Below are 18,464 nucleotides of genomic sequence, written 5' to 3'. Positions count from 1 at the left end.
GGCGACGATCATTCGACGGAACCGGACGAGGTCGACTCGTCATGCGGGCCGCCCTGGTCGTCATGACGTGTCGAGCGCTCCGAGGCCTCGGCGTCCGCGCCGGCGCCGCTGCGCACCGGCTTGCCGTCCTCGGTGACGACTCGCCCCTGGTCGTCGCGATGGGTTTCCACATCCTGCTGCGGCGTCGGATTGCCCATCGGGCTCGGGCGCGAGCCCTGGTCATCGCGCGGCGTGCCGGCCGGCCATTGGGCCGCGGCGGGAAGCGCCACCAGTGCGGTGAGCGCAAACGTCAGAACGACGCGATTCATGCAACCTCCCCAGCGCGACCGTTACGCGGCTGTCATCTTTGACTGGTATCGGTTGTGACAGCGGATCCGCGTTGCGCTCGAAGGCCAACTGACCAATGGTCGCCGCGTGAGGCGCCGGAATACGGCCACTCGGCGATCCGGGCGAATGCTGTGACAAAGTTGGCGATTTACATCTGTCACGAGGGTGCTAGGGTTCATCTTCGTGGTCCGCCCTCAACGATGCGCTGTCAGTCCTGCGCATGGCCCAGTCACCTCCCAGCAAAAGGAGGCCCCATGAGCACTCGGCTACCTCTGCTCAAGATCGAAGCGATCCTGCATGACCACCTGCAGCCCTACCGCTGCGAATGCCAGCCGCAATCGGACAGCTCGATGACCGTGCGCCTCTACGGCGACCAGGCCGATCGCGAGGAGCTGACCGTGCTCGGCATCCGCTACGACCAGTGCCGCGATGCGGCCAACCTGGTGCGCCTGGCCCAGGAGCTGCGCATCGAGCTCTACGCCACGCGCAGCGAACTGCCGGCCGAGCCCGCGGCGCTCGACTGAGCGTCAGCGGCGCAGCGATGCCCCGCGCGGCCCCGAGCGGCGCAGGAATCTGGCGAACAGGTCGTGCCCATAACTGTGGCTGCGCGTGCTCCGGCGATGACCGAGCCGCTGCCAGGCGCGTTCGTGCAAGTAGAAAACGAAGGTATTGACGACCGGCTCGATCAGTGCGGCCGCGCCGCTGATGGCGAAGTTGCCGGTCAATGCGTAGACCACCACGAACGCGGTCATAAAGTGCAGGATCGCGAAGGTGAAGGTCTTGAGCAGGGGTCGTTGTTTCATGAAGGTCCGCCACGCCCGCCGCCCCTACCCGGGGGCGGCGACGTTCACAGTGAGCCGGCCTCGGCTGCGGTTCCCTGCGGCCGGCAGATGATCAGCGCTTGGCTTCGACGTCCGGCGTCGCGGCGCGGGTCAGGTAGGCCTGGGTCAGCTGCGGCAGGTGCTGGCGCAGCCATTCGGCCATGGCGACTTCCTCCTCGAGGATGCGCTCGCAGACCTGCTGGGTCTCGGTGTCGCCCACGGCCTGGGCCGCAGCAATGAGAATGGTGTATGAGGCGATCTCCAGGTTCTCGAACACGTAACCCATCTGCGCGCCCTTGACGATCTCGTCATTGACCATCATGCCGCCCATGGCCTGCCCCATCGCCATCATCTTGCCGCCCATGTCCTTGAAGCCGGAGTACGACTTGTCGTAGCGACGCAGGCAGCCTTCGATCAGCTTGGCCTGGTTCTGGGTCTCGACGATGTGCTGTTCGATCCGCGCCTTGAGGTCGGGGTAGTTCTCGATCCGGCTCGCCTGCTTGTTGAGCATGGTTTCGGCCTGGGCCTCCATCGCATGCGCATCGCGCAGCCATTCGATCAGTCGCTCCACTCGTACATCGTTGCCGGTCTGGGCGCTTTGCATGGTGTCGTCTCCTATGCTTGAAAGCTCGAAGGGCAGGTTCGCCCACCTGTCAGGTGTGAGGGCTGACCGGCAAGGCAAGTTCCAGCCACCCGACTGGCTGCACCCTGGTGGCTGCGCCTGAACTTTGCCGGCCCGGTCCAGTCACTGGGCACACGTGCATGCAACGGGGGTTTCCCATCGAACTGCCGGCTTTCTTCCTGCAATGGGAGAACTACATCACCCAACCCGGGCTGCGCACCCTGGTCATGGCGCTCAGCGTGCTGCTGGTGTTCGCCCTCTTCGGGCGGCTGCTGACCGCCGTCACGTTGCGCCTGGCGCGTGGCTTTCTGCTGACCCGGGAACTGGCCGTACATCTGGAGCATCCGGTGCGCGTCCTGCTTCCGCTGCTCGGCCTGCAGGGCGTCTGGCATGCCGCACTGGACGAGCTGCCCCTGATCGCCTTCGCCCGCCACCTCACCAGCCTGCTGATCATCGCCTGCGTCACCTGGCTGGGGCTGCGCGTGCTGCGCAGCCTGCGGCAGGTCATCGTGATCAGCAATCCGGTGGACGTCGCCGACAACCTGCGCGCCCGGCAGATCCAGACGCAGTCGCGCGTACTGCTGCGCACTTTGAGCCTGTTCATCGTGCTGATCGGCGCCGCGGCGATGCTGATGACCTTTCCCTCGGCGCGCCAGTTCGGCACCAGCCTGCTGGCGTCCGCCGGCCTGGCCGGCCTTGCGGTGGGCTTTGCCGCGCGCCCGGTACTGGCGAACCTGATCGCCGGGCTGCAGATCGCCATTACCCAGCCCATCCGCCTGGACGACGTCGTCATCGTCGAGAACGAGTGGGGCCGCATCGAAGAGATCACCGGCACCTACGTGGTGGTGCGCATCTGGGACGACCGCCGGCTGGTGGTGCCGCTGCAGTACTTCATCGAGCAGCCGTTCCAGAACTGGACGCGGCGCAGCTCCAACCTGATCGGCTCGGTGTTCATCTGGGTCGACTACTCGCTGCCGCTCGAACCCGTGCGCGAGGAACTGCGCCGGCTGTGCAAGGAGGTGCCGGAGCTGTGGGACGGCCGGGTCTGCGTGCTGCAGATCACCGACACCAGCGAAAAGGCCATCCAGCTGCGCGTGCTGGTCAGCTCACCGGACTCCTCGCGCAACTGGGACCTGCGCTGCCACATCCGCGAGAACCTGCTGGGCTTCATCCAGCGCCAATACCCGCATGCCCTGCCACAGCTGCGCGCCGACCTGGCGGTGGCGCGGCGGCACCCGACCGACAAGGAGCCGCCGAGCACGCTCGAGCCCGAGCGCCAGCCGCCGGTCTGAGCGACTGCGCCTCAGGGCTGCTCGGCGAGCTTGCGCTCCAGCTGCGCGAGGCGCTCGGGAATCTGCATCAGCCCGTGGCGTGCGGCCTGCTTGCGAATCTCCACCCGGTCACCGTCGAAGCGCACCGTCTCGCTGACCACCACCTGGCGTTCACCGCGCATCAGCGCCCAGGCATAGCACTGGGTGCCGCCCTCGTCCTCCTGGGCATCGTCGGCGACACCGGTGTTGGCCACCGCGATCATGGCGCCGCTGGCATTGAGCGCCCCGACGGCCATCTCCGTCGCGACTTCCTCGCTGGTCAGGCCGAACTGCTCGATCGTTTCGAAGCTCACGCCCAGCAGCCGGTTCTTGGCTTTGGGTGAATACACCACGAAACCGCTGTCCAGCACCTGCCCGCACCCGGGCAGGTCGCCGAGCAGCGACGCCATCAGGCCGCAGGTACAGGATTCGGCGGTGGAGAGAGTCAGCTCCCTGCGCTGCAGGAGCCGGAGTACGTCTTCGATGTTCTGCATGGTGCGGCCCTATATGCCAAATCGTTATCCAACGCGGTTTCGAATCGGTTTGTCCCTGGCGAGTTCCTGTCCTTTACTTTTCCAAATGAGCCAGAACTTATGCCGGGCCGCCCGGTCTGGTTCTTCTAGCGGGGCCGGAGAAGCCCAGCTGTCCCCAGGCGTTCTGCCTGTGGGCGCGATAACAATCCATTTCCTGCGTGTTCATGGTCGCGCCGTCACCAGACGGTCGCACGGGAAAAATATGCTCGCTCGGAACGCCTATTCCGACGCGTTGGGGAGATCGTGATGAGTATCGCTGTGAACGCCGGGCCGGTCCGCCAGAACCTGAGTCATCCAGTGCAGCCAGGCGTCAGCCGGCCGGCCCTGCGGCTCGGAAGCTCCCAGGACAGCAAGAAGCAGATTCTTTTCGTCACCTCGGAATTGACCGACCTGATCAAGACGGGCGGGCTGGCAGACGTATCCGCCGCCCTGCCCCGCGCGCTCTGTGCCAGGCACGACGTGCGCGTACTGATTCCGGGTTATCGCAAGGTGATCGAGTCGGGCCATCCGATTCTGACCGTGGGCAGCCTGGCCCCGCATGCCGGCATTCCCGGCTGCCAGCTCGGGCGCATGGACATGCCCGATGGGCTGATCATCTATGTCCTGCTCTGCCCCGAACTCTACGACCGCGACGGTTCGCCCTACGGCTCGCCGGAGGGCGACGACTGGCCGGACAACCCGCTGCGCTTCGCCCGCCTGGGCCTGGCCGCCGCGGAGCTGGCCGCGGGTAATGCCTCGATCCGCTGGGTGCCCGACCTGGTGCATGCCCATGACTGGCCAGCCGGGCTGGCCCCGGCCTACATGCACTGGCGCGGCTTGCGCACGCCGAGCGTGTTCACCATTCACAACCTCGCCTACCAGGGCAACATCGACATGGGGCTGCGCCGCGAGCTGGGCATTCCCCACGAAGCCTGCGGCCTCGATCGCATGGAGTTCTACGGCAAGCTTTCGCTGCTCAAGGCCGGCATCGCCTACGCCCAGCGCGTGACCACGGTGAGCCCGACCTACGCCGAGGAAATCACCACGCCCGAGTTCGGCTGCGGCATGGACGGCTTCCTGCGCATGAAAGCGCGCCAGGGGCTGCTCAGCGGCCTGCTCAACGGCATCGACGAAAGCTGGGAGCCACAGCGCGACCCGCAGCTGGTCGAGCGCTTCGGCGCGCGCGACTGGGACGGCAAGCAGGCCAATGCGGCCTACGTGCGCCACCTGTTCGGGCTCGACCAGGACGACAGCCCGCTGTTCGCCGTGGTTTCGCGCCTGGTTCAGCAAAAGGGCATCGACCTGACCCTGGGTGTGGCGCAGACCATCGTCGAAGGCGGTGGCCAGATCGCTGTGCTCGGCCAGGGCGACCACGGCATCGAGCAGGAGATTCGTGCGCTTGCCGCCCGCTACCCCGGCCGCGTGGCCGCCCGCATCGGCTTCGACGAAACCGAGGCACGGCGCCTGTTCGCCGGCAGCGACTTCCTCCTCATGCCGTCGCGCTACGAGCCCTGCGGGCTGAGCCAGATGTACGCCCAGCGCTACGCATCGCTGCCGATCGCGCGACGCACGGGCGGCCTGGCCGACTCGATCGATGATGGCATCAGTGGCTTTCTCTTCAATCAGCCCAGCGTCGACAGCTATCGGCAGGCGGTCGAACGCGCGCTGGACGTCCATCGCCGGCAGGACCTGCTCAGTGCCATGCGTTGTCGCGCGATGAACGCAGGATTTTTCTGGCGTCACGCGATCGAACCCTATGACCGGCTTTACCAGCAGCTGCTGGCCGAGTCGCGCGAGGTTCTCCTACACCCTGCCTGAGGTCATCAATGCCGAACCAGCGTGCTCATACCCGGCGACATGGAGCGCTGCCGATCGATGCCAACAGGACTCTTTTCAGACTCTGGGCTCCGGACGCCAACAGCGTCCACCTGGCCATCGCAGGCGGCGAGACACTGCCGATGCAGGCCGAAGATGACGGCTGGTACTGCCTCGAAGCACCCTACGGTGCCGGCACGCTATACCGCTTCTGGATCGACGAGGAGCTGCATGTTCCCGACCCGGCCTCGCGGGCCCAGGCCGGCGACGTGCACGACCCGAGCCTCGTCGTCGCCAACGAAGACCACCTGTGGAAACACAACGACTGGCAGGGCCGCCCCTGGCACGAGACGGTGCTCTACGAACTGCACGTGGGCACGCTCGGCGGCTATGCCGCGGTCGAGCGGCAACTCGCCGACCTGGCGGCGCTCGGGGTGACGGCCATCGAGCTGATGCCTCTGGCCGAATTTCCGGGCGATCGCAACTGGGGCTACGACGGCGTTCTGCCCTATGCGCCGGAGGCGTCCTACGGCACGCCGGCCGAACTCAAGCACCTGATCGACACCGCACATGGGCTGGGGCTGATGGTATTCCTCGACGTGGTCTACAACCACTTCGGCCCGGACGGCAATTACCTCGGCCGCTACGCCAAGCACTTCTTCCGCCACGATCAGCAGACGCCGTGGGGCGACGCCATCGACTTTCGCCGCCCCGAGGTGCGCGAGTTCTTCATCGACAACGCGCTGATGTGGCTCAACGACTACCGCTTCGATGGGCTGCGCCTGGACGCCGTCCACGCGATTCCGGATCGCAGCTTCCTGCTCGAACTGGCCGAACGGGTCCGCCGCGAGACGGCGCCCGGCCGCCATGTGCACCTGGTGCTGGAGAACGAAGACAACCGCGCCAGCCTGCTCGGCCAGGGCTACGACGCGCAGTGGAACGATGACGGCCACAACGTGATGCACGTGCTGCTGACCGGCGAGCGTCAGGGCTATTACGCCGAGTACGCCAGCGAGCCGACCGCCAAGCTGGCACGCTGCCTCGGCGAGGGCTTCATCTACCAGGGGCAGAACAACCGGCGCGGCGAGTCACGCGGCGAGCCCAGCGCGCATCTCTGCCCGACCGCGTTCGTCCTGTTCCTGCAGAACCACGACCAGACCGGCAACCGCGCCTTCGGCGAACGTTTGGTGAGCCTGGCCGAGGCCGATGCCCTGCGCGCGGCGACCGCGGTGCTGCTGCTCTCGCCGATGATTCCGCTGCTGTTCATGGGCGAGGAATGGGGCGCGCGCCAGCCGTTCCTGTTCTTTACCAGCCACCACGGCGAACTGGCCGATGCCGTGCGCGAAGGTCGCCGCGGCGAATTCGCCGAGTTCGCCGAGTTCGCTGACGAAGCGACCCGCGCACGCATCCCCGACCCCAACGACGTGGCCACCTTTGAAGCCTCGCGGCCGGATTTCGGCGCACGTCAGGAACCGGGGCACCGCGAATGGCTGGCGCTGTACGCGCAGCTGCTGCAAATCCGCCACCGCGAAATCGTCCCGCGGCTGCCAGGGTCCGCCTTTGCCGGCGCGCAAGTGCTTGGCGACGGGGCCGTGCTGGCGCGCTGGCAGCTGGGCGACGGCAGCCGGCTGCGCATCGCCGTCAACCTGGGGCGCGACGCGGTCACGCTCGAACCGGCCGGCGAAGCCGCGCAGCTACTGTTCGCCAGTACCGGGGAGGCTGCCGGCGAGCGCTTGCCGCCCCACTCCACCCTGGTTCACCTGGAGGGCGCGCAATGAGCGAGCATTCCCTTCACCACCTGGCCGAAGCGGCCGGGCTGTCGATCGACTGGATCGACGCCGACGGCCATCATCAGCGCGTCGCCCCCGAAATCCTGCGCGCCGTGCTGGCCGGCCTCGGCCTGCCGGCCGAAGGCGACGAGCAGATCGAAGCGAGCCTGCGCACGCTCGACGAGCAGGCGCGCCAGACCATTCCGGCCCTGCTGACCGGCGACCAGCATCGGCCACTCGAGCTGGGCGCCTGGTTCACTGCCGGCACGCCCTATCGGCTGGAGCTGGAGGATGGCCAGACACTGACCGGCACGCTTGACGAACACGCGCGCCTGCCGGGCATTGCCGAGCCCGGCTACCACCGGCTGCTGGCTGGCGAGGCCAGCCTGACGCTGGCCATCGCACCGCCGGCCTGCCCGAGCGTGACCGAACGTGCCGGCGGCCCGTGCTGGGGCGTCACCGTGCAGCTCTACAGCCTGCGCCGCCCGGGTGACGGCGGCTTGGGCGACACCCAGGCGCTGGAGGCGCTGGCGCGCAACGCCGCCGCGCATGGCGCCGATGCGCTGGGCATCAGCCCGGTACACGCGATGTTCAGCGAGCATGTCGACCATTACAGCCCCTACTCGCCGTCCAGCCGGCTGTTCTTCAACGTGCTGCACAGCGCGCCGGGCAGCATTCTCGGTGAGCGCGCGCTGCGCCAGGCGATCGAGCGGTGCGGCCTGGAGGCCGAGCTGCTGCGCCTGGAGGAACTCGAACTGGTCGACTGGCCGGGCGTCGGCCGGGCGAGGCAATGTCTGCTGCGCACCCTCTACGAGGACTTCCGAACCGGCGGCAACGCGCTGGAGGCCGACTTCGACAGTTTTCGCGCCGCCGGTGGCGAGGCCCTCGAGGATCACTGCCGGTTCGAGGCGCTGCATAGCGCGATGACCGACGCCGACGGCCATCCGCAGCACTGGCGCCGCTGGCCCGAGGCCTACCGCAACCCCCGCAGTGTTGAAGTGCAGCAGTTCGCCGAACAGCATGCCGACGAGGTGCGCTTCCACGCCTTCGCCCAGTGGTTGATGGCACGTGGCCTGGAGCGCGCCCAGGTCGCCGCGACGGGCGCCGGCATGCGCATCGGCCTGATCAGCGACCTGGCCGTCGGCGCCGATGGCAGCGGCAGCCAGGCCTGGAGCCGCCAGGACGAAGTCCTCGACACGCTGAGCATCGGTGCTCCGCCCGACGTGCTCAACCGCGCCGGGCAGAATTGGGGGCTCGCGGCCTTTTCGCCGACCGGGCTCAAGCGCACCGGCTACCGCGCCTTCATCGAAATGCTGCGGGCCAACCTGGCGCACGCCGGCGGCATGCGCATCGATCATGTGATGGGCCTCAAGCGCCTCTGGGTCATGCCGGCCGGTGCCGACCCGCGGCACGGCGCCTACCTCAACTATCCGTTCGAAGACATGCTGCGCCTGCTCAGCCTAGAGGCCTGGCGGCACCAGGCGGTGATCCTTGGCGAGGACCTCGGCACCATTCCCGATGGCCTGCGCGACACGCTCGCCGCACGCAACATCCTCGGCATGCGCGTACTGCTGTTCGAGCGCGACCACCAGTTGCGCTTCTTCCCGGCGGCGCACTGGTCGAGCCAGGCGCTGGCGACCACCACCACGCACGACATGCCCACCATGCATGGCTGGTGGCAGGCGCACGATATCGACTGGCGGATCCGTGTCGGGCAGTTCGACGAGAGTGCGCGCGAGGCGCAGCTGCGCGAGCGCGAGCAGGAACGCGCCAACCTCAACCGGACGCTGCGCGAAGACGCCGGCCTGCCCGGTGAAGAGCTGCTCAGCCCCGACCAGGCGGTCGATGCCGCGGTCTGCTTTCTCGGCCACACCCCGGCGCCGCTGGTGTTGGTGCCGGTCGAGGACGCGCTTGGCCTGGCCGAGCAGACCAACATGCCCGGCGTAGTCGAGAAGCATCCCAACTGGCGGCGCCGCTACCCCGGCGACAGCGCCACGCTGCTCGATGCCGAGGCCAGCAACCACCGTCTCGAATGCCTGCGCCAGGCCCGCCAGCAGTCCCGTGGGAGTCATGCCTAGATGAAAGAACTGAGCGCCACCCTGCGGTTGCAGTTTCACCGCGATTTCACCCTCGACGACGCGGCCGAGCTGGTCGATTACTTCGCCGCGCTGGGCATCTCCCACCTGTACGCCTCGCCCTTGCTGACCGCGCGCCCGGGCTCGATGCACGGCTACGACGTCATCGACCCGACCCGCATCAATCCCGAGCTTGGCGGCGAGCAGGCCCTGCAGCGTCTGGTGGCAAAGCTGCGCGAGAACGGCATGGGGCTGATCCTGGATATCGTTTCCAACCACATGGCAGTCGGTGGCGACGGCAACCCCTGGTGGCTCGACGTCCTCGAATGGGGCCGCCGCAGCCCCTACGCGCAATTCTTCGACATCGAGTGGAACTCGCCGGACCCGTTGCTCGAGGGCCAGCTATTGGTGCCGTTTCTCGGTAGCGACTATGGCGAGGCGCTGCAGCAGGGCACCGTCACCCTGCAGCTGGACGTGGAAAACGGCGCGCTTTATGCCAAGCATTACGATCATCGGTTCCCGATCACGCCGCCAAGCTACGGCGAGGTCTTGCGCCTGACCGAGCACCCGGCGCTGCGTACCCTTGGCGGTCACTTCGACGCCCTGAAAACCGAGCCGGCCCCTTATGTCACCGCCCGGCAGCTGCGCAGCGAACTTGCCCAGCTGCTCGAGGACGGCGAGGCCCGCCGCCAGCTGGAAGCCGCGCTGCAGCATTACGACGGCACCACGGCAGAAGGCTTCAGGCGCCTGCATGCCCTGCTCGAACGCCAGCACTATCGCCTGGCCAGCTGGCGCACCGCGGCCGACGACATCAACTGGCGACGCTTCTTCGATATCAATGAGCTCGGCGGCCTGCGGGTCGAGCGACCCGTGGTATTCGAACAGACCCATGAAAAGATCTTCCAGCTCATCGGCGATGGCCTGGTCGACGGTCTGCGCATCGACCACATCGATGGCCTGGCCAACCCGCGCGGCTACTGCCGGCGCCTGCGTCGTCGCGTCGATCGCCTGAGCGCCGCCCGGCGGAGCGGCGCCGCGCCGGCCGAACAAGGCGTCCATTTGCCCATCTACGTGGAAAAGATCCTCGCCGCCGGGGAGCGCCTGCACGATGACTGGGGCGTGGATGGCACCACCGGCTACGAGTTCATGAACCAGGTGTCGCTGCTGCAGCACGACCCGGCGGGGCGCGAGCCGCTCTGTGCCCTGTGGAGCGAGACCAGCGGCCGCCCGGCCGACTTCATGGAGGAGGTCCGCCAGGCCCGTCAGCTGGTGCTGACCGGCCCGCTGGCAGGCGATTTCGAAACCGTTGCGCAGACGCTGCTGGCGATCGCCCGCGGGGATGTGATGACGCGCGACATCACCCTCGGCGCGATTCGCCGGGCGCTGCTCGAGCTGATCGTGCACTTCCCGGTGTATCGCACCTACATCGCCGCCCCCGGCCGCCGGCCCGCCGACGAGCCGTTCTTCCAGCAAGCGCTGGCCGGCGCGCGCACCACGCTCAACGAAGCCGACTGGCCGTTGCTCGATCACCTGGCACGCTGGCTCGGCGGCGAGCACCTGCGCAACGTGCCTCCGGGCCCGCTGCGTCGCCTGCGCCGCTACGCCTGCGCGCGCTTTCAGCAGCTCACCTCGCCGGCAGCGGCCAAGGCCGTGGAAGATACCGCCTGCTACCGCTCCGGGGTGTTGCTGTCACGTAACGACGTGGGCTTCGACCCGCAGCGCTTCAGCGCATCGGCCGAGGAATTTCACGCCGAATGCCTGCAGCGCGCCGAACACTTTCCACGCAACCTGCTGACCACGGCGACCCACGACCACAAGCGTGGCGAAGATACCCGCGCCCGCATGGCCGTGCTCAGCGAACGCGCCCCTTGGTTCGCCGAAAGGCTGCGGCGCTGGCGTGAGCTGGCCAGCGAGCAGGTCAGCCAGCTGGATGAGGGTGCCGCGCCGTCGCCGGCCGATGAAATGATGCTCTACCAGACGCTGCTGGGCTCCTGGCCGCTGACGCTGCGAAGCGATGACGCGGCCCGCATGCAGCTGTACTGCGAGCGCATCCTGCAATGGCAGGAAAAGGCCCTGCGCGAAGCCAAGCTGCGCACCACCTGGGCCGCGCCGAACGGCGCCTACGAGACGGCCTGCCGTGACTATGTGCAGTGGCTGCTGCAAAGCGAGCAAGGCCGCGCGGTACGCGACGAGGTCGCCGCGGCGGCATTGGAGCTGGCTCCGGCCGGTGCGCTGAACAGCCTGGCGCAAACCCTGCTGCGCATGACCACCCCGGGCATTCCGGACCTCTACCAGGGCGCCGACTACTGGGATTTCAGCCTGGTCGACCCGGACAACCGCCGGCCGGTGGACTTCGCTGCACGGCGTGCGGCGTTCGCCCCCGACGAGCCCGCCGACGCGCTGCTGCAAAGCTGGCACGACGGTCGCATCAAGCAATGGCTGATCGGGCGGACGCTGGGCCTGCGCCTCAGCGCGCCGCGGCTGTTCAGCGAGGGGCGCTACCTGCCCCTGGAAGTCCGGGGCGCACAGGCCGGTCGCATCCTCGCCTTCGCCCGCGAGCATGAGGGGCAATGGCTGATCGTGATCGTGCCGCGCCTGGCCGCTGCACTGATCGGGGCCGAGCAGCTGCCACAGATTGCCGCCGAGCGCTGGGAGGACACGCAGGTCCTGCTGCCCGAGGCGCTGGACGGTCATCAATGGGAGCGACTTTTTTGCGCGACGACAGTCAGATCGGAACGAGCCAGCCTGAGCGTGGCGCAAGTGCTGGACTGTCTGTCCGTGGCGGTACTGCACAACGTGAGTTCACCAGGAGAATCCAAACAATGACTTCAGAAGAGCAACGCATCCGCGAGTTCGCCTACCAGATCTGGCAATCGGAGGGCTGCCCGCACGGGCAGGACGAGCGCCACTGGGAAATGGCGCGCAAACTGGTCGAGGCCGAGCGCACGCCCGCCGGTGCCGTCGCCAAGCCCGCCACCAGCCGCACGCGCAAACCAGCCGCTGCCAAGCCGGCCGAGCCCGGCGCCAGCGCCAGCGCCAGCAAGCCGCGCGCAACGCGCAGCACCAAGGCCACCGCAGCCGCACCGAAAGGCGACACCGACGCACAGGCCGGTGCACCGGAAAAGATCAAGAAGCCACGCGCCACTCGCGGCAAGGCCCAGAGCTGACGCCTGATACCCCGCGCCACCGCCGTCCCACCAGACAGGCCGCTGGATGAGTCTGCCTATGGAGTTCTCATGAGCAAGAAAAAGCCGCACGCGCCTCACGTCATGACCCCTTCGCGTATCCGCGAGGGGCTGCCCTTCCCGCTGGGCGCCACCTGGGACGGCCTTGGCGTCAACTTCGCCATCTTCTCGGCGCACGCGACAAAGGTCGAGCTGTGCCTGTTCGACGACAAGGGCGAGACCGAGATCGAGCGCATCGAGCTGCCCGAGTACACCGACGAGATCTGGCACGGCTACCTGCCCGACGCGCACCCGGGGCAGATCTACGGCTATCGCGTCTACGGCCCCTACGAGCCGGACGCCGGCCATCGTTTCAACCCTAACAAGCTGCTGATCGACCCCTATGCCAAACAGCTGGTGGGCGAGCTGCGCTGGTCCGAAGCCCTGTTCGGCTACACCATCGGCCACAAGGACGCCGACCTCAGCTTCGACGAGCGCGACAGCGCGCCCTTCGTACCCAAGTCCAAGATCATCGATCCGGCCTTCACCTGGGGCCGCGACCACCCCGTGCAAGTGCCCTGGGACAAGACGATCATCTACGAGACCCATGTGCGCGGTTACACCATGCGCCATCCGGCCGTTCCCGAGGACCTGCGCGGCACCTTTGCCGGGTTCAAGACCCCGGAGGTGATCGATTACATCCGCAAGCTCGGCGTCTCGTCGATCGAGTTCCTGCCGATCCACGGTTTCGTCCAGGACCAGCACCTGCTGGAAAAGGGCATGACCAACTATTGGGGCTACAACAGCATCGCCTTCTTCGCCCCGCATCCCAAATACCTGGCCAGCGGCAAGATCTCCGAGTTCAAGGAAATGGTCGCGCACCTGCACAACGCCGACCTCGAGGTGATTCTCGACGTGGTCTACAACCACACGGCCGAAGGCAACGAGCTGGGGCCGACCCTGTCGATGCGCGGCATCGACAACGCCACCTATTACCGGCTGATGCCGGACGACAAGCGCTACTACATCAACGATTCGGGCACCGGCAACACGCTGGACATGAGCCACCCCTGCGTGCTGCAGATGGTCACCGACTCGCTGCGCTACTGGGCCACCGAGATGCACGTCGACGGTTTCCGCTTCGACCTGGCGACCATTCTCGGGCGCGAGCACGACGGCTTCGACGAGCGTCACAGCTTTCTCGTCGCCTGCCGCCAGGACCCGGTGCTGGCCAAGACCAAGCTGATCGCCGAGCCTTGGGATTGTGGGCCCGGCGGCTATCAGGTCGGCGGTTTCCCGCCCGGCTGGGCGGAGTGGAACGACCAGTTCCGCGATACGGTGCGTGCTTTCTGGAAGGGTGACGATGGCCAGCTGGCCGATTTCGCCAGCCGCCTGACCGGCTCCGGCCACCTGTTCAACCAGCGCGGGCGCCGGCCGTTCAGCTCGGTGAATTTCGTCACCGCCCACGACGGCTTCACGCTCAAGGACCTGGTGTCCTACAACCACAAGCACAACGAAGACAACGACGAGGACAACCGCGACGGCAGCGACAACAACCTGTCGTGGAACCACGGTGTCGAGGGGCCAAGCGACGATCCCGAGATCATCACGCTGCGTTACCGGCAGATGCGCAACCTGCTGGCCACCCTGCTGTTCTCCCAGGGCACGCCGATGATCGTGGCTGGTGACGAGTTCGCCCGCACCCAGCACGGCAACAACAACGCCTATTGCCAGGACAGCGAGATCGGCTGGGTGAACTGGGACATCAGCGAGGACAGTTACGGCCTGCTCGGCTTTGCCCGCAAGCTGATCCGCCTGCGCCAGCGCTTCCCGATGTTGCGTCGCGGCCGTTTCCTGGTCGGCGCCTACAACGAGGAACTGGGGGTCAAGGATGTCACCTGGCTTGCGCCCAACGCCGAGGAAATGACCATCGAGCAGTGGGAGGACGCGCACAACCGCTGCATGGGCATGTTGCTCGACGGCCGCGCCCAGCCCACCGGAATCCGCCGGGCCGGCTCGGACGCCACGCTGCTGCTGATCGTCAACGCACACCATGACCTGGTGAACTTCACGCTGCCGGACGTCCCGCAGGGCATCTATTGGAATCGCCTGATCGACACCAACAATCCGACCGCACGCCCCGAACGCTTCGATTTCGGCGACGAGTACGCCGTCACCGGCCGCTCGCTGCTGCTGCTCGAGCTGTACAAGGTTCCCGAGGAGGCCTGAGCCCTGCCCCGCCGACCGCTGCGTGGCTGCTCGGTCGGCAGGCACGCCGCGAACGCGATGGAGCAGTGAACCCTGTCGCATTCCGGCAGTCCGAAACCGCGCGGCAATCGATAACGACAAGCGGATTCGTCCTGCCAGCCGCGGGCGGGCTGTCTTTTCCGTGACGGATCACAGGCCATGCAAACCACCCGAATTCTTCTTTTCCCGCTCCTGCTCGTGCTGGGCACCCTCGCGGCGCCAGCGAGCGCCTCGGCTGCCGAGGCAGCCAGGCCTATCGAAGTCTCCAAGACCCGCCCGGCCACCGTGCGCCTGCTGATCAACCGGGCCGGCTCCGGCAAGGCCATGGACGTGCGCAACGAACTGGACGTACCGATCGAGGCGACCCTGCGCCTGAGCCGGTTGGTGAACGTCGCCGGGGTGCGCGGCGGCGTGATCCGCAAGCAGGTCCCGCCGCGCAGCCAGCTGCGCATCGCGACGCTGAGCAAGCGGCAGTCGGGCTACCCGCTGATGTACCGGCACAGCTTCAGCTATGGCCTGATCTTTTCGCCCGACCCGGCTCGGCGCCTGGGCAACGCGGCAGTCGGCGGGCATGCCTACGCCCTGCCCTGGCGCGGCGGCCCGTTCCGCATCTCCCAGGGCGCGGGCGGCGACTACAGCCACAACACGCCCAAGGGCCGCTACGCCGTGGATGTTGCCATGCCGGTCGGCACGCCGATCGTCGCGGCGCGCGCCGGAACGGTGCTCAAGGCCCGCGACGGCCAGGGCGGCCGCTTTCCCGATCCGGCCGGCAACTACGTGCGCATCCTGCACGATGACGGTACCCACAGCGCCTACCTGCACCTGCAACGCGGCTCGGTAGTGGTGCGCAGCGGAGCGCGCGTGGACAAGGGCGAGCTGCTCGGCAAGTCGGGCAACACCGGGCGCAGCACCGGGCCGCACCTGCACTTCGTGGTGCAGAAGAAGATCGGCGCGGGCCTGGTGTCCATCCCCTTTCGCTTCGCCCAGCCGGTCGAGTCACTGTCCAACGTCGCGCTCAACGGCGACTGAGCGAGGCCTCAGAACATCCGCTGCAGGATGTCGTCACGCTTGACCAGCCTGTGGTAGAGCGCGGCGCCGATATGCCCGACGAGCAGCAGCAACAGCAGCCAGGCCAGCGGCGAATGCAGGCTGCCAAGCGCCGCCATCCAGGCGATCTCGTCGCCCTTGGCCGCCAGCGGCATGCCGAATACCTCCAGACCGTAGCCGTTGCCCAGCATGTACAGCACGCCGGTGACCGGCAGCGCGAGCATGGCGAGGTAAAGCGCCAGGTGCCCGGCCTTGACCAGCCAGGCCGTGGCCGGGTCGTGGCGAGGCCGGCTCGGTAGCTGCGACAGCGCCCAGCCGGTTCGCAGCACGGCGAGCAGCAACAGCAGCGCGCCAATGGACAGGTGCCAGGGCACCAGCGTCTTCCCGACCCAATGCTCGCCCTCGGCGATGCGGTCGAAGAACTTGAGCAGTTGCCAGAGGATGAGCAGCCCCATGGCCCCGTGCAGCACGCGGCTGACCAGGCCGTAACGCTTGGCCGAATCCAGGATCATGCCGTCGCCCTCCCACTTTCCCCGGGCTGCCAGACGATCGTCAGCGCCTCGCCGCTGGCCATTCGCTCGAGGTGATCGGTCACGACCTGCTGCAGGCGTGCCAGCGCCGCGGCATCGGCGGCCTGCAGCTGCGCCTCGAGCCTTTCGCCTGCGTCACGCAAACGGCATTCGCCAATCGGCAACTCGATACGGCCAAGCGCGTCGTCCAGCTCGACCGGAAACTTGTGCCCCCAGTGCTTGCACAGCCGGTTGATCAGTCGGCCGGGGTTCGCACAGGCGATGTGGGCAAAGGACAGGTGCATAGAGAAATCCTCCGTCTCAGAAAAGGGGGTCAGCCGAACCGATACGCCGACAACGCGGTTTCCATGACGCGATCGCTGAAGACGCGCCGCCCGCGGCTCTCACCTGCGGCCCCGGCCGCAACCAGCAGCGGAATCAGGTGTTCCTCGGCGCGCGGCGGATGGCACAGCCGCGCCTCGGGTACCTGCTGCCAGTCGCGCAAGCGCGCGTCGCGCTCGTCGGCAGGTGCCTCGACGGTTTCCGTCAGCCAGGCGTCGAAGCGCTCCGAGATCGGCCCGAAGCGCGGGTCGCCGTAACCCCGCATGTTGTGAAAGCTCATGCCGCTGCCGACGATCAGCACATCCTGCTCGCGCAGCGCGGCCAGCGCCCGACCGGCGGCCAGGTGCGCCGCGGGCGAGAGATCCTGGCGCAGCGACAGCTGCACTACCGTGATCTGCGCCTGGGGGAACATCAGCTTCAGCGGAATGAACACGCCGTGGTCGAAGCCGCGCTCGTGGTCGATCGCGCAAGGCAGCGCGGCGTCGCTCAACAGGCTGGCGAGCCGAGCCGCCAGGGCCGGCTCGCCGGGTGCGGGATAGCGCAGCGCGTAGGTATGCGCGGGAAAACCGTAGTAGTCGTAGATCAGGTCCGGCTGGCGGGCGCCCGTCACCTGGAATTCGGGCGCCAGCCAATGGCCGGAGATCAACACGATGGCTTCAGGCGTGCGCGGCAGTGTCGCGGCAATGCCGCGAAGGAAATCGGCCATCGCCGTCCAGGCATCGGCCGGGCTCCACTCCATGAAGAAGCATGGCCCGGCGCCGTGCGGGACAAACAACGTGGGCATCAGTGTTGGGCGTTGAATGGTCATGAACTGGCCCCGGTGGGTTTGACGCGAGGCAGTATGAGCGCCATCTTTCAGCAGCAGAACAGGGCAATCCAGCGCAACAGTTCCTACCCAGAGGAGTAAATCACATGCTCGACCGTATCACCGGTATGCGCGTCTTCGTCCGTACCGCCAGTGCCGGCAGCCTGTCCGCGGCGGCGCGACACCTGGGCATGTCGCCGGCGATGGCAACCAAGCACGTCGATGCGCTGGAAGCACGCCTGGGCGTCAAACTGTTCCATCGCAGCACCCGGCGCCTGACACTCACCGAGGCCGGCAACGACTACCTCGAGGCCTGCCAGCGGATTCTTCCGGAAATCGAGGAAACCGAGGCCCGCATCGCCTCCCGACGGGTCGAAGCCACAGGCCTGCTGCGCATGAATGTGCCGCTGACTTTTGGCGCACGGCACATCGCGCCGCTGTTGCCGACCTTCAGCGAACGCCACCCGGCGGTGGCGGTGGAGCTCGGGCTCACCGACAGCCAGGTCGACCTGATCGACGGCGGTTGGGACATGGCCGTGCGCATCGGCCGCCTGGGCGACAGCCCCTTGCAGGCACGCCGGCTGGCCGACTGCCCGTTGCTGGTGTGCGCCGCACCGGCCTACCTCGATCGCCATGGCGTGCCGCGCAAGGTCGCCGACCTGACCCGCCACAACTGCCTGGGTTACACGCTCTCGCAAGCCGGCCACCAGCACTGGCTGTTCGGCCAGGAGGGCGATGTGCGCGTCACCGTGCAGGGTAACCTCGTCGCCAACAACGGTCCGGCGCTGGTCGCCGCGGCCGTCGGCGGCCAGGGCGTGATCTATCAGCCGCAGTTCATCGTCGCCGCCGCCTTGCGCCGGGGCGAGCTGGTCGCCCTGCAGCTGGACCAGCCCACGCAGGCGTTGGGCGGCATTCACGCGGTCTACCCGCCCGACCGGCGGCCACCGGCGAAGGTGCGCGTGATGATCGACTACCTCGTCGACGCGTTCGCCGGGCCTGCACCCTGGGATCTCCAGGGCCGCTGAAAGGCGCGATGGCATTTCCGCCTCGCCGCGCTCGGCGCCCTGGAGCCGAAGCGCCATGCCGTCCGCTGTGCGCC

Annotated in this window: 17 protein-coding genes; 10 read left to right on the top strand and 7 right to left on the bottom strand. The window is 67.5% G+C overall.

Annotated features, from left to right (window positions below; all coding sequences use genetic code 11):
- Positions 1–8: 8 nt before the first annotated feature.
- Complete coding sequence (locus AC0KXH_RS09375) at positions 9–308, bottom strand: hypothetical protein (RefSeq protein WP_269262527.1); 300 nt, start codon at positions 306–308, stop codon at positions 9–11.
- 273 nt (positions 309–581) lie between these two features.
- On the opposite strand from AC0KXH_RS09375, the gene AC0KXH_RS09370 reads away from it, so the two are divergent.
- Entirely contained in the window at positions 582–851 is a 270-nt protein-coding gene (locus tag AC0KXH_RS09370; RefSeq protein ID WP_212543454.1) for a DUF1652 domain-containing protein, read from the top strand.
- A 3-nt stretch (positions 852–854) separates the two neighbouring features.
- Here the strand turns inward: AC0KXH_RS09370 and AC0KXH_RS09365 are convergent, their stop codons facing one another.
- Both AC0KXH_RS09365 and AC0KXH_RS09360 read right to left on the bottom strand, forming a co-directional pair.
- Entirely contained in the window at positions 855–1,130 is a 276-nt protein-coding gene (locus tag AC0KXH_RS09365) for a DUF2061 domain-containing protein (protein WP_237145767.1), read from the bottom strand.
- Between the two features lie 91 nt (positions 1,131–1,221).
- The gene (locus tag AC0KXH_RS09360; protein WP_041105584.1) at positions 1,222–1,752 is read right to left on the bottom strand and encodes a ferritin-like domain-containing protein; all 531 of its coding nucleotides are present in this window, start codon (positions 1,750–1,752) and stop codon (positions 1,222–1,224) included.
- 197 nt (positions 1,753–1,949) lie between these two features.
- Between AC0KXH_RS09360 and AC0KXH_RS09355 the strand changes: the two genes are divergently transcribed.
- Positions 1,950–3,062, top strand: coding sequence for a mechanosensitive ion channel family protein (locus AC0KXH_RS09355; protein ID WP_488224601.1), 1,113 nt, complete (start codon positions 1,950–1,952; stop codon positions 3,060–3,062).
- A gap of 11 nt (positions 3,063–3,073) precedes the next feature.
- Here AC0KXH_RS09355 and AC0KXH_RS09350 read toward each other — a convergent pair whose 3' ends face one another.
- Positions 3,074–3,574 (bottom strand): CinA family protein, encoded by a 501-nt coding sequence (locus AC0KXH_RS09350; protein ID WP_061339540.1) that lies wholly within the window; start codon positions 3,572–3,574, stop codon positions 3,074–3,076.
- Positions 3,575–3,859: 285 nt separating this feature from the next.
- On the opposite strand from AC0KXH_RS09350, the gene glgA reads away from it, so the two are divergent.
- The 7 genes from glgA (at position 3,860) to AC0KXH_RS09315 (ending at position 15,691) form a co-directional block, all read left to right on the top strand.
- On the top strand, positions 3,860–5,410 hold the full coding sequence (gene glgA, locus AC0KXH_RS09345; RefSeq protein ID WP_488224557.1) for a glycogen synthase GlgA: 1,551 nt from the start codon (positions 3,860–3,862) through the stop codon (positions 5,408–5,410).
- An 8-nt stretch (positions 5,411–5,418) separates the two neighbouring features.
- Complete coding sequence (gene treZ, locus AC0KXH_RS09340; RefSeq protein WP_488224556.1) at positions 5,419–7,185, top strand: malto-oligosyltrehalose trehalohydrolase; 1,767 nt, start codon at positions 5,419–5,421, stop codon at positions 7,183–7,185.
- Positions 7,182–9,254 (top strand): 4-alpha-glucanotransferase, encoded by a 2,073-nt coding sequence (gene malQ, locus AC0KXH_RS09335; RefSeq protein ID WP_488224555.1) that lies wholly within the window; start codon positions 7,182–7,184, stop codon positions 9,252–9,254. The genes treZ and malQ overlap by 4 nt, the downstream gene beginning before the upstream one ends.
- Positions 9,255–12,077: a malto-oligosyltrehalose synthase gene (locus AC0KXH_RS09330; RefSeq protein ID WP_488224554.1), complete on the top strand. Its 2,823-nt coding sequence runs from the start codon at positions 9,255–9,257 to the stop codon at positions 12,075–12,077. It abuts the gene before it with no gap.
- Entirely contained in the window at positions 12,074–12,418 is a 345-nt protein-coding gene (locus AC0KXH_RS09325; protein WP_278468981.1) for a DUF2934 domain-containing protein, read from the top strand. Before AC0KXH_RS09330 ends, AC0KXH_RS09325 begins: the two co-directional genes overlap by 4 nt.
- Positions 12,419–12,487: 69 nt before the next feature.
- Entirely contained in the window at positions 12,488–14,644 is a 2,157-nt protein-coding gene (glgX, locus tag AC0KXH_RS09320; protein ID WP_488224553.1) for a glycogen debranching protein GlgX, read from the top strand.
- 177 nt (positions 14,645–14,821) lie between these two features.
- Entirely contained in the window at positions 14,822–15,691 is an 870-nt protein-coding gene (locus tag AC0KXH_RS09315; RefSeq protein ID WP_041105592.1) for a M23 family metallopeptidase, read from the top strand.
- An 8-nt stretch (positions 15,692–15,699) separates the two neighbouring features.
- Here the strand turns inward: AC0KXH_RS09315 and AC0KXH_RS09310 are convergent, their stop codons facing one another.
- The 3 genes from AC0KXH_RS09310 to AC0KXH_RS09300 are packed head-to-tail and all read right to left on the bottom strand — an operon-like array spanning position 15,700 to position 17,368.
- A complete protein-coding gene (locus AC0KXH_RS09310) occupies positions 15,700–16,221 on the bottom strand; it encodes a cytochrome b (protein WP_312199638.1) in 522 nt (173 codons plus the stop codon).
- Entirely contained in the window at positions 16,218–16,523 is a 306-nt protein-coding gene (locus AC0KXH_RS09305) for a DUF2218 domain-containing protein (protein ID WP_488224552.1), read from the bottom strand. The genes AC0KXH_RS09310 and AC0KXH_RS09305 overlap by 4 nt, the downstream gene beginning before the upstream one ends.
- A gap of 29 nt (positions 16,524–16,552) precedes the next feature.
- Positions 16,553–17,368, bottom strand: coding sequence for a DODA-type extradiol aromatic ring-opening family dioxygenase (locus AC0KXH_RS09300; protein WP_488224551.1), 816 nt, complete (start codon positions 17,366–17,368; stop codon positions 16,553–16,555).
- Between the two features lie 104 nt (positions 17,369–17,472).
- Between AC0KXH_RS09300 and AC0KXH_RS09295 the strand changes: the two genes are divergently transcribed.
- Positions 17,473–18,390, top strand: coding sequence for a LysR family transcriptional regulator (locus AC0KXH_RS09295; RefSeq protein ID WP_348691585.1), 918 nt, complete (start codon positions 17,473–17,475; stop codon positions 18,388–18,390).
- The last annotated feature ends 74 nt before the right edge of the window (positions 18,391–18,464 follow it).

The organism is Stutzerimonas sp. CXK-1 (assembly GCF_057738225.1).
This window is presented reverse-complemented; position numbering and strand designations above follow the sequence as displayed.

What these genes read in the sequence shown, in the direction of transcription:
- AC0KXH_RS09375 (WP_269262527.1), bottom strand. Translation starts at nt 308, where the DNA reads ATGAATCGCGTCGTTCTGACGTTTGCGCTCACCGCACTGGTGGCGCTT.
- AC0KXH_RS09370 (WP_212543454.1), top strand. Translation starts at nt 582, where the DNA reads ATGAGCACTCGGCTACCTCTGCTCAAGATCGAAGCGATCCTGCATGAC.
- AC0KXH_RS09365 (WP_237145767.1), bottom strand. Translation starts at nt 1,130, where the DNA reads ATGAAACAACGACCCCTGCTCAAGACCTTCACCTTCGCGATCCTGCAC.
- AC0KXH_RS09360 (WP_041105584.1), bottom strand. Translation starts at nt 1,752, where the DNA reads ATGCAAAGCGCCCAGACCGGCAACGATGTACGAGTGGAGCGACTGATC.
- AC0KXH_RS09350 (WP_061339540.1), bottom strand. Translation starts at nt 3,574, where the DNA reads ATGCAGAACATCGAAGACGTACTCCGGCTCCTGCAGCGCAGGGAGCTG.
- glgA (WP_488224557.1), top strand. Translation starts at nt 3,860, where the DNA reads ATGAGTATCGCTGTGAACGCCGGGCCGGTCCGCCAGAACCTGAGTCAT.
- treZ (WP_488224556.1), top strand. Translation starts at nt 5,419, where the DNA reads ATGCCGAACCAGCGTGCTCATACCCGGCGACATGGAGCGCTGCCGATC.
- malQ (WP_488224555.1), top strand. Translation starts at nt 7,182, where the DNA reads ATGAGCGAGCATTCCCTTCACCACCTGGCCGAAGCGGCCGGGCTGTCG.
- AC0KXH_RS09330 (WP_488224554.1), top strand. Translation starts at nt 9,255, where the DNA reads ATGAAAGAACTGAGCGCCACCCTGCGGTTGCAGTTTCACCGCGATTTC.
- AC0KXH_RS09325 (WP_278468981.1), top strand. Translation starts at nt 12,074, where the DNA reads ATGACTTCAGAAGAGCAACGCATCCGCGAGTTCGCCTACCAGATCTGG.
- glgX (WP_488224553.1), top strand. Translation starts at nt 12,488, where the DNA reads ATGAGCAAGAAAAAGCCGCACGCGCCTCACGTCATGACCCCTTCGCGT.
- AC0KXH_RS09315 (WP_041105592.1), top strand. Translation starts at nt 14,822, where the DNA reads ATGCAAACCACCCGAATTCTTCTTTTCCCGCTCCTGCTCGTGCTGGGC.
- AC0KXH_RS09310 (WP_312199638.1), bottom strand. Translation starts at nt 16,221, where the DNA reads ATGATCCTGGATTCGGCCAAGCGTTACGGCCTGGTCAGCCGCGTGCTG.
- AC0KXH_RS09305 (WP_488224552.1), bottom strand. Translation starts at nt 16,523, where the DNA reads ATGCACCTGTCCTTTGCCCACATCGCCTGTGCGAACCCCGGCCGACTG.
- AC0KXH_RS09300 (WP_488224551.1), bottom strand. Translation starts at nt 17,368, where the DNA reads ATGACCATTCAACGCCCAACACTGATGCCCACGTTGTTTGTCCCGCAC.
- AC0KXH_RS09295 (WP_348691585.1), top strand. Translation starts at nt 17,473, where the DNA reads ATGCTCGACCGTATCACCGGTATGCGCGTCTTCGTCCGTACCGCCAGT.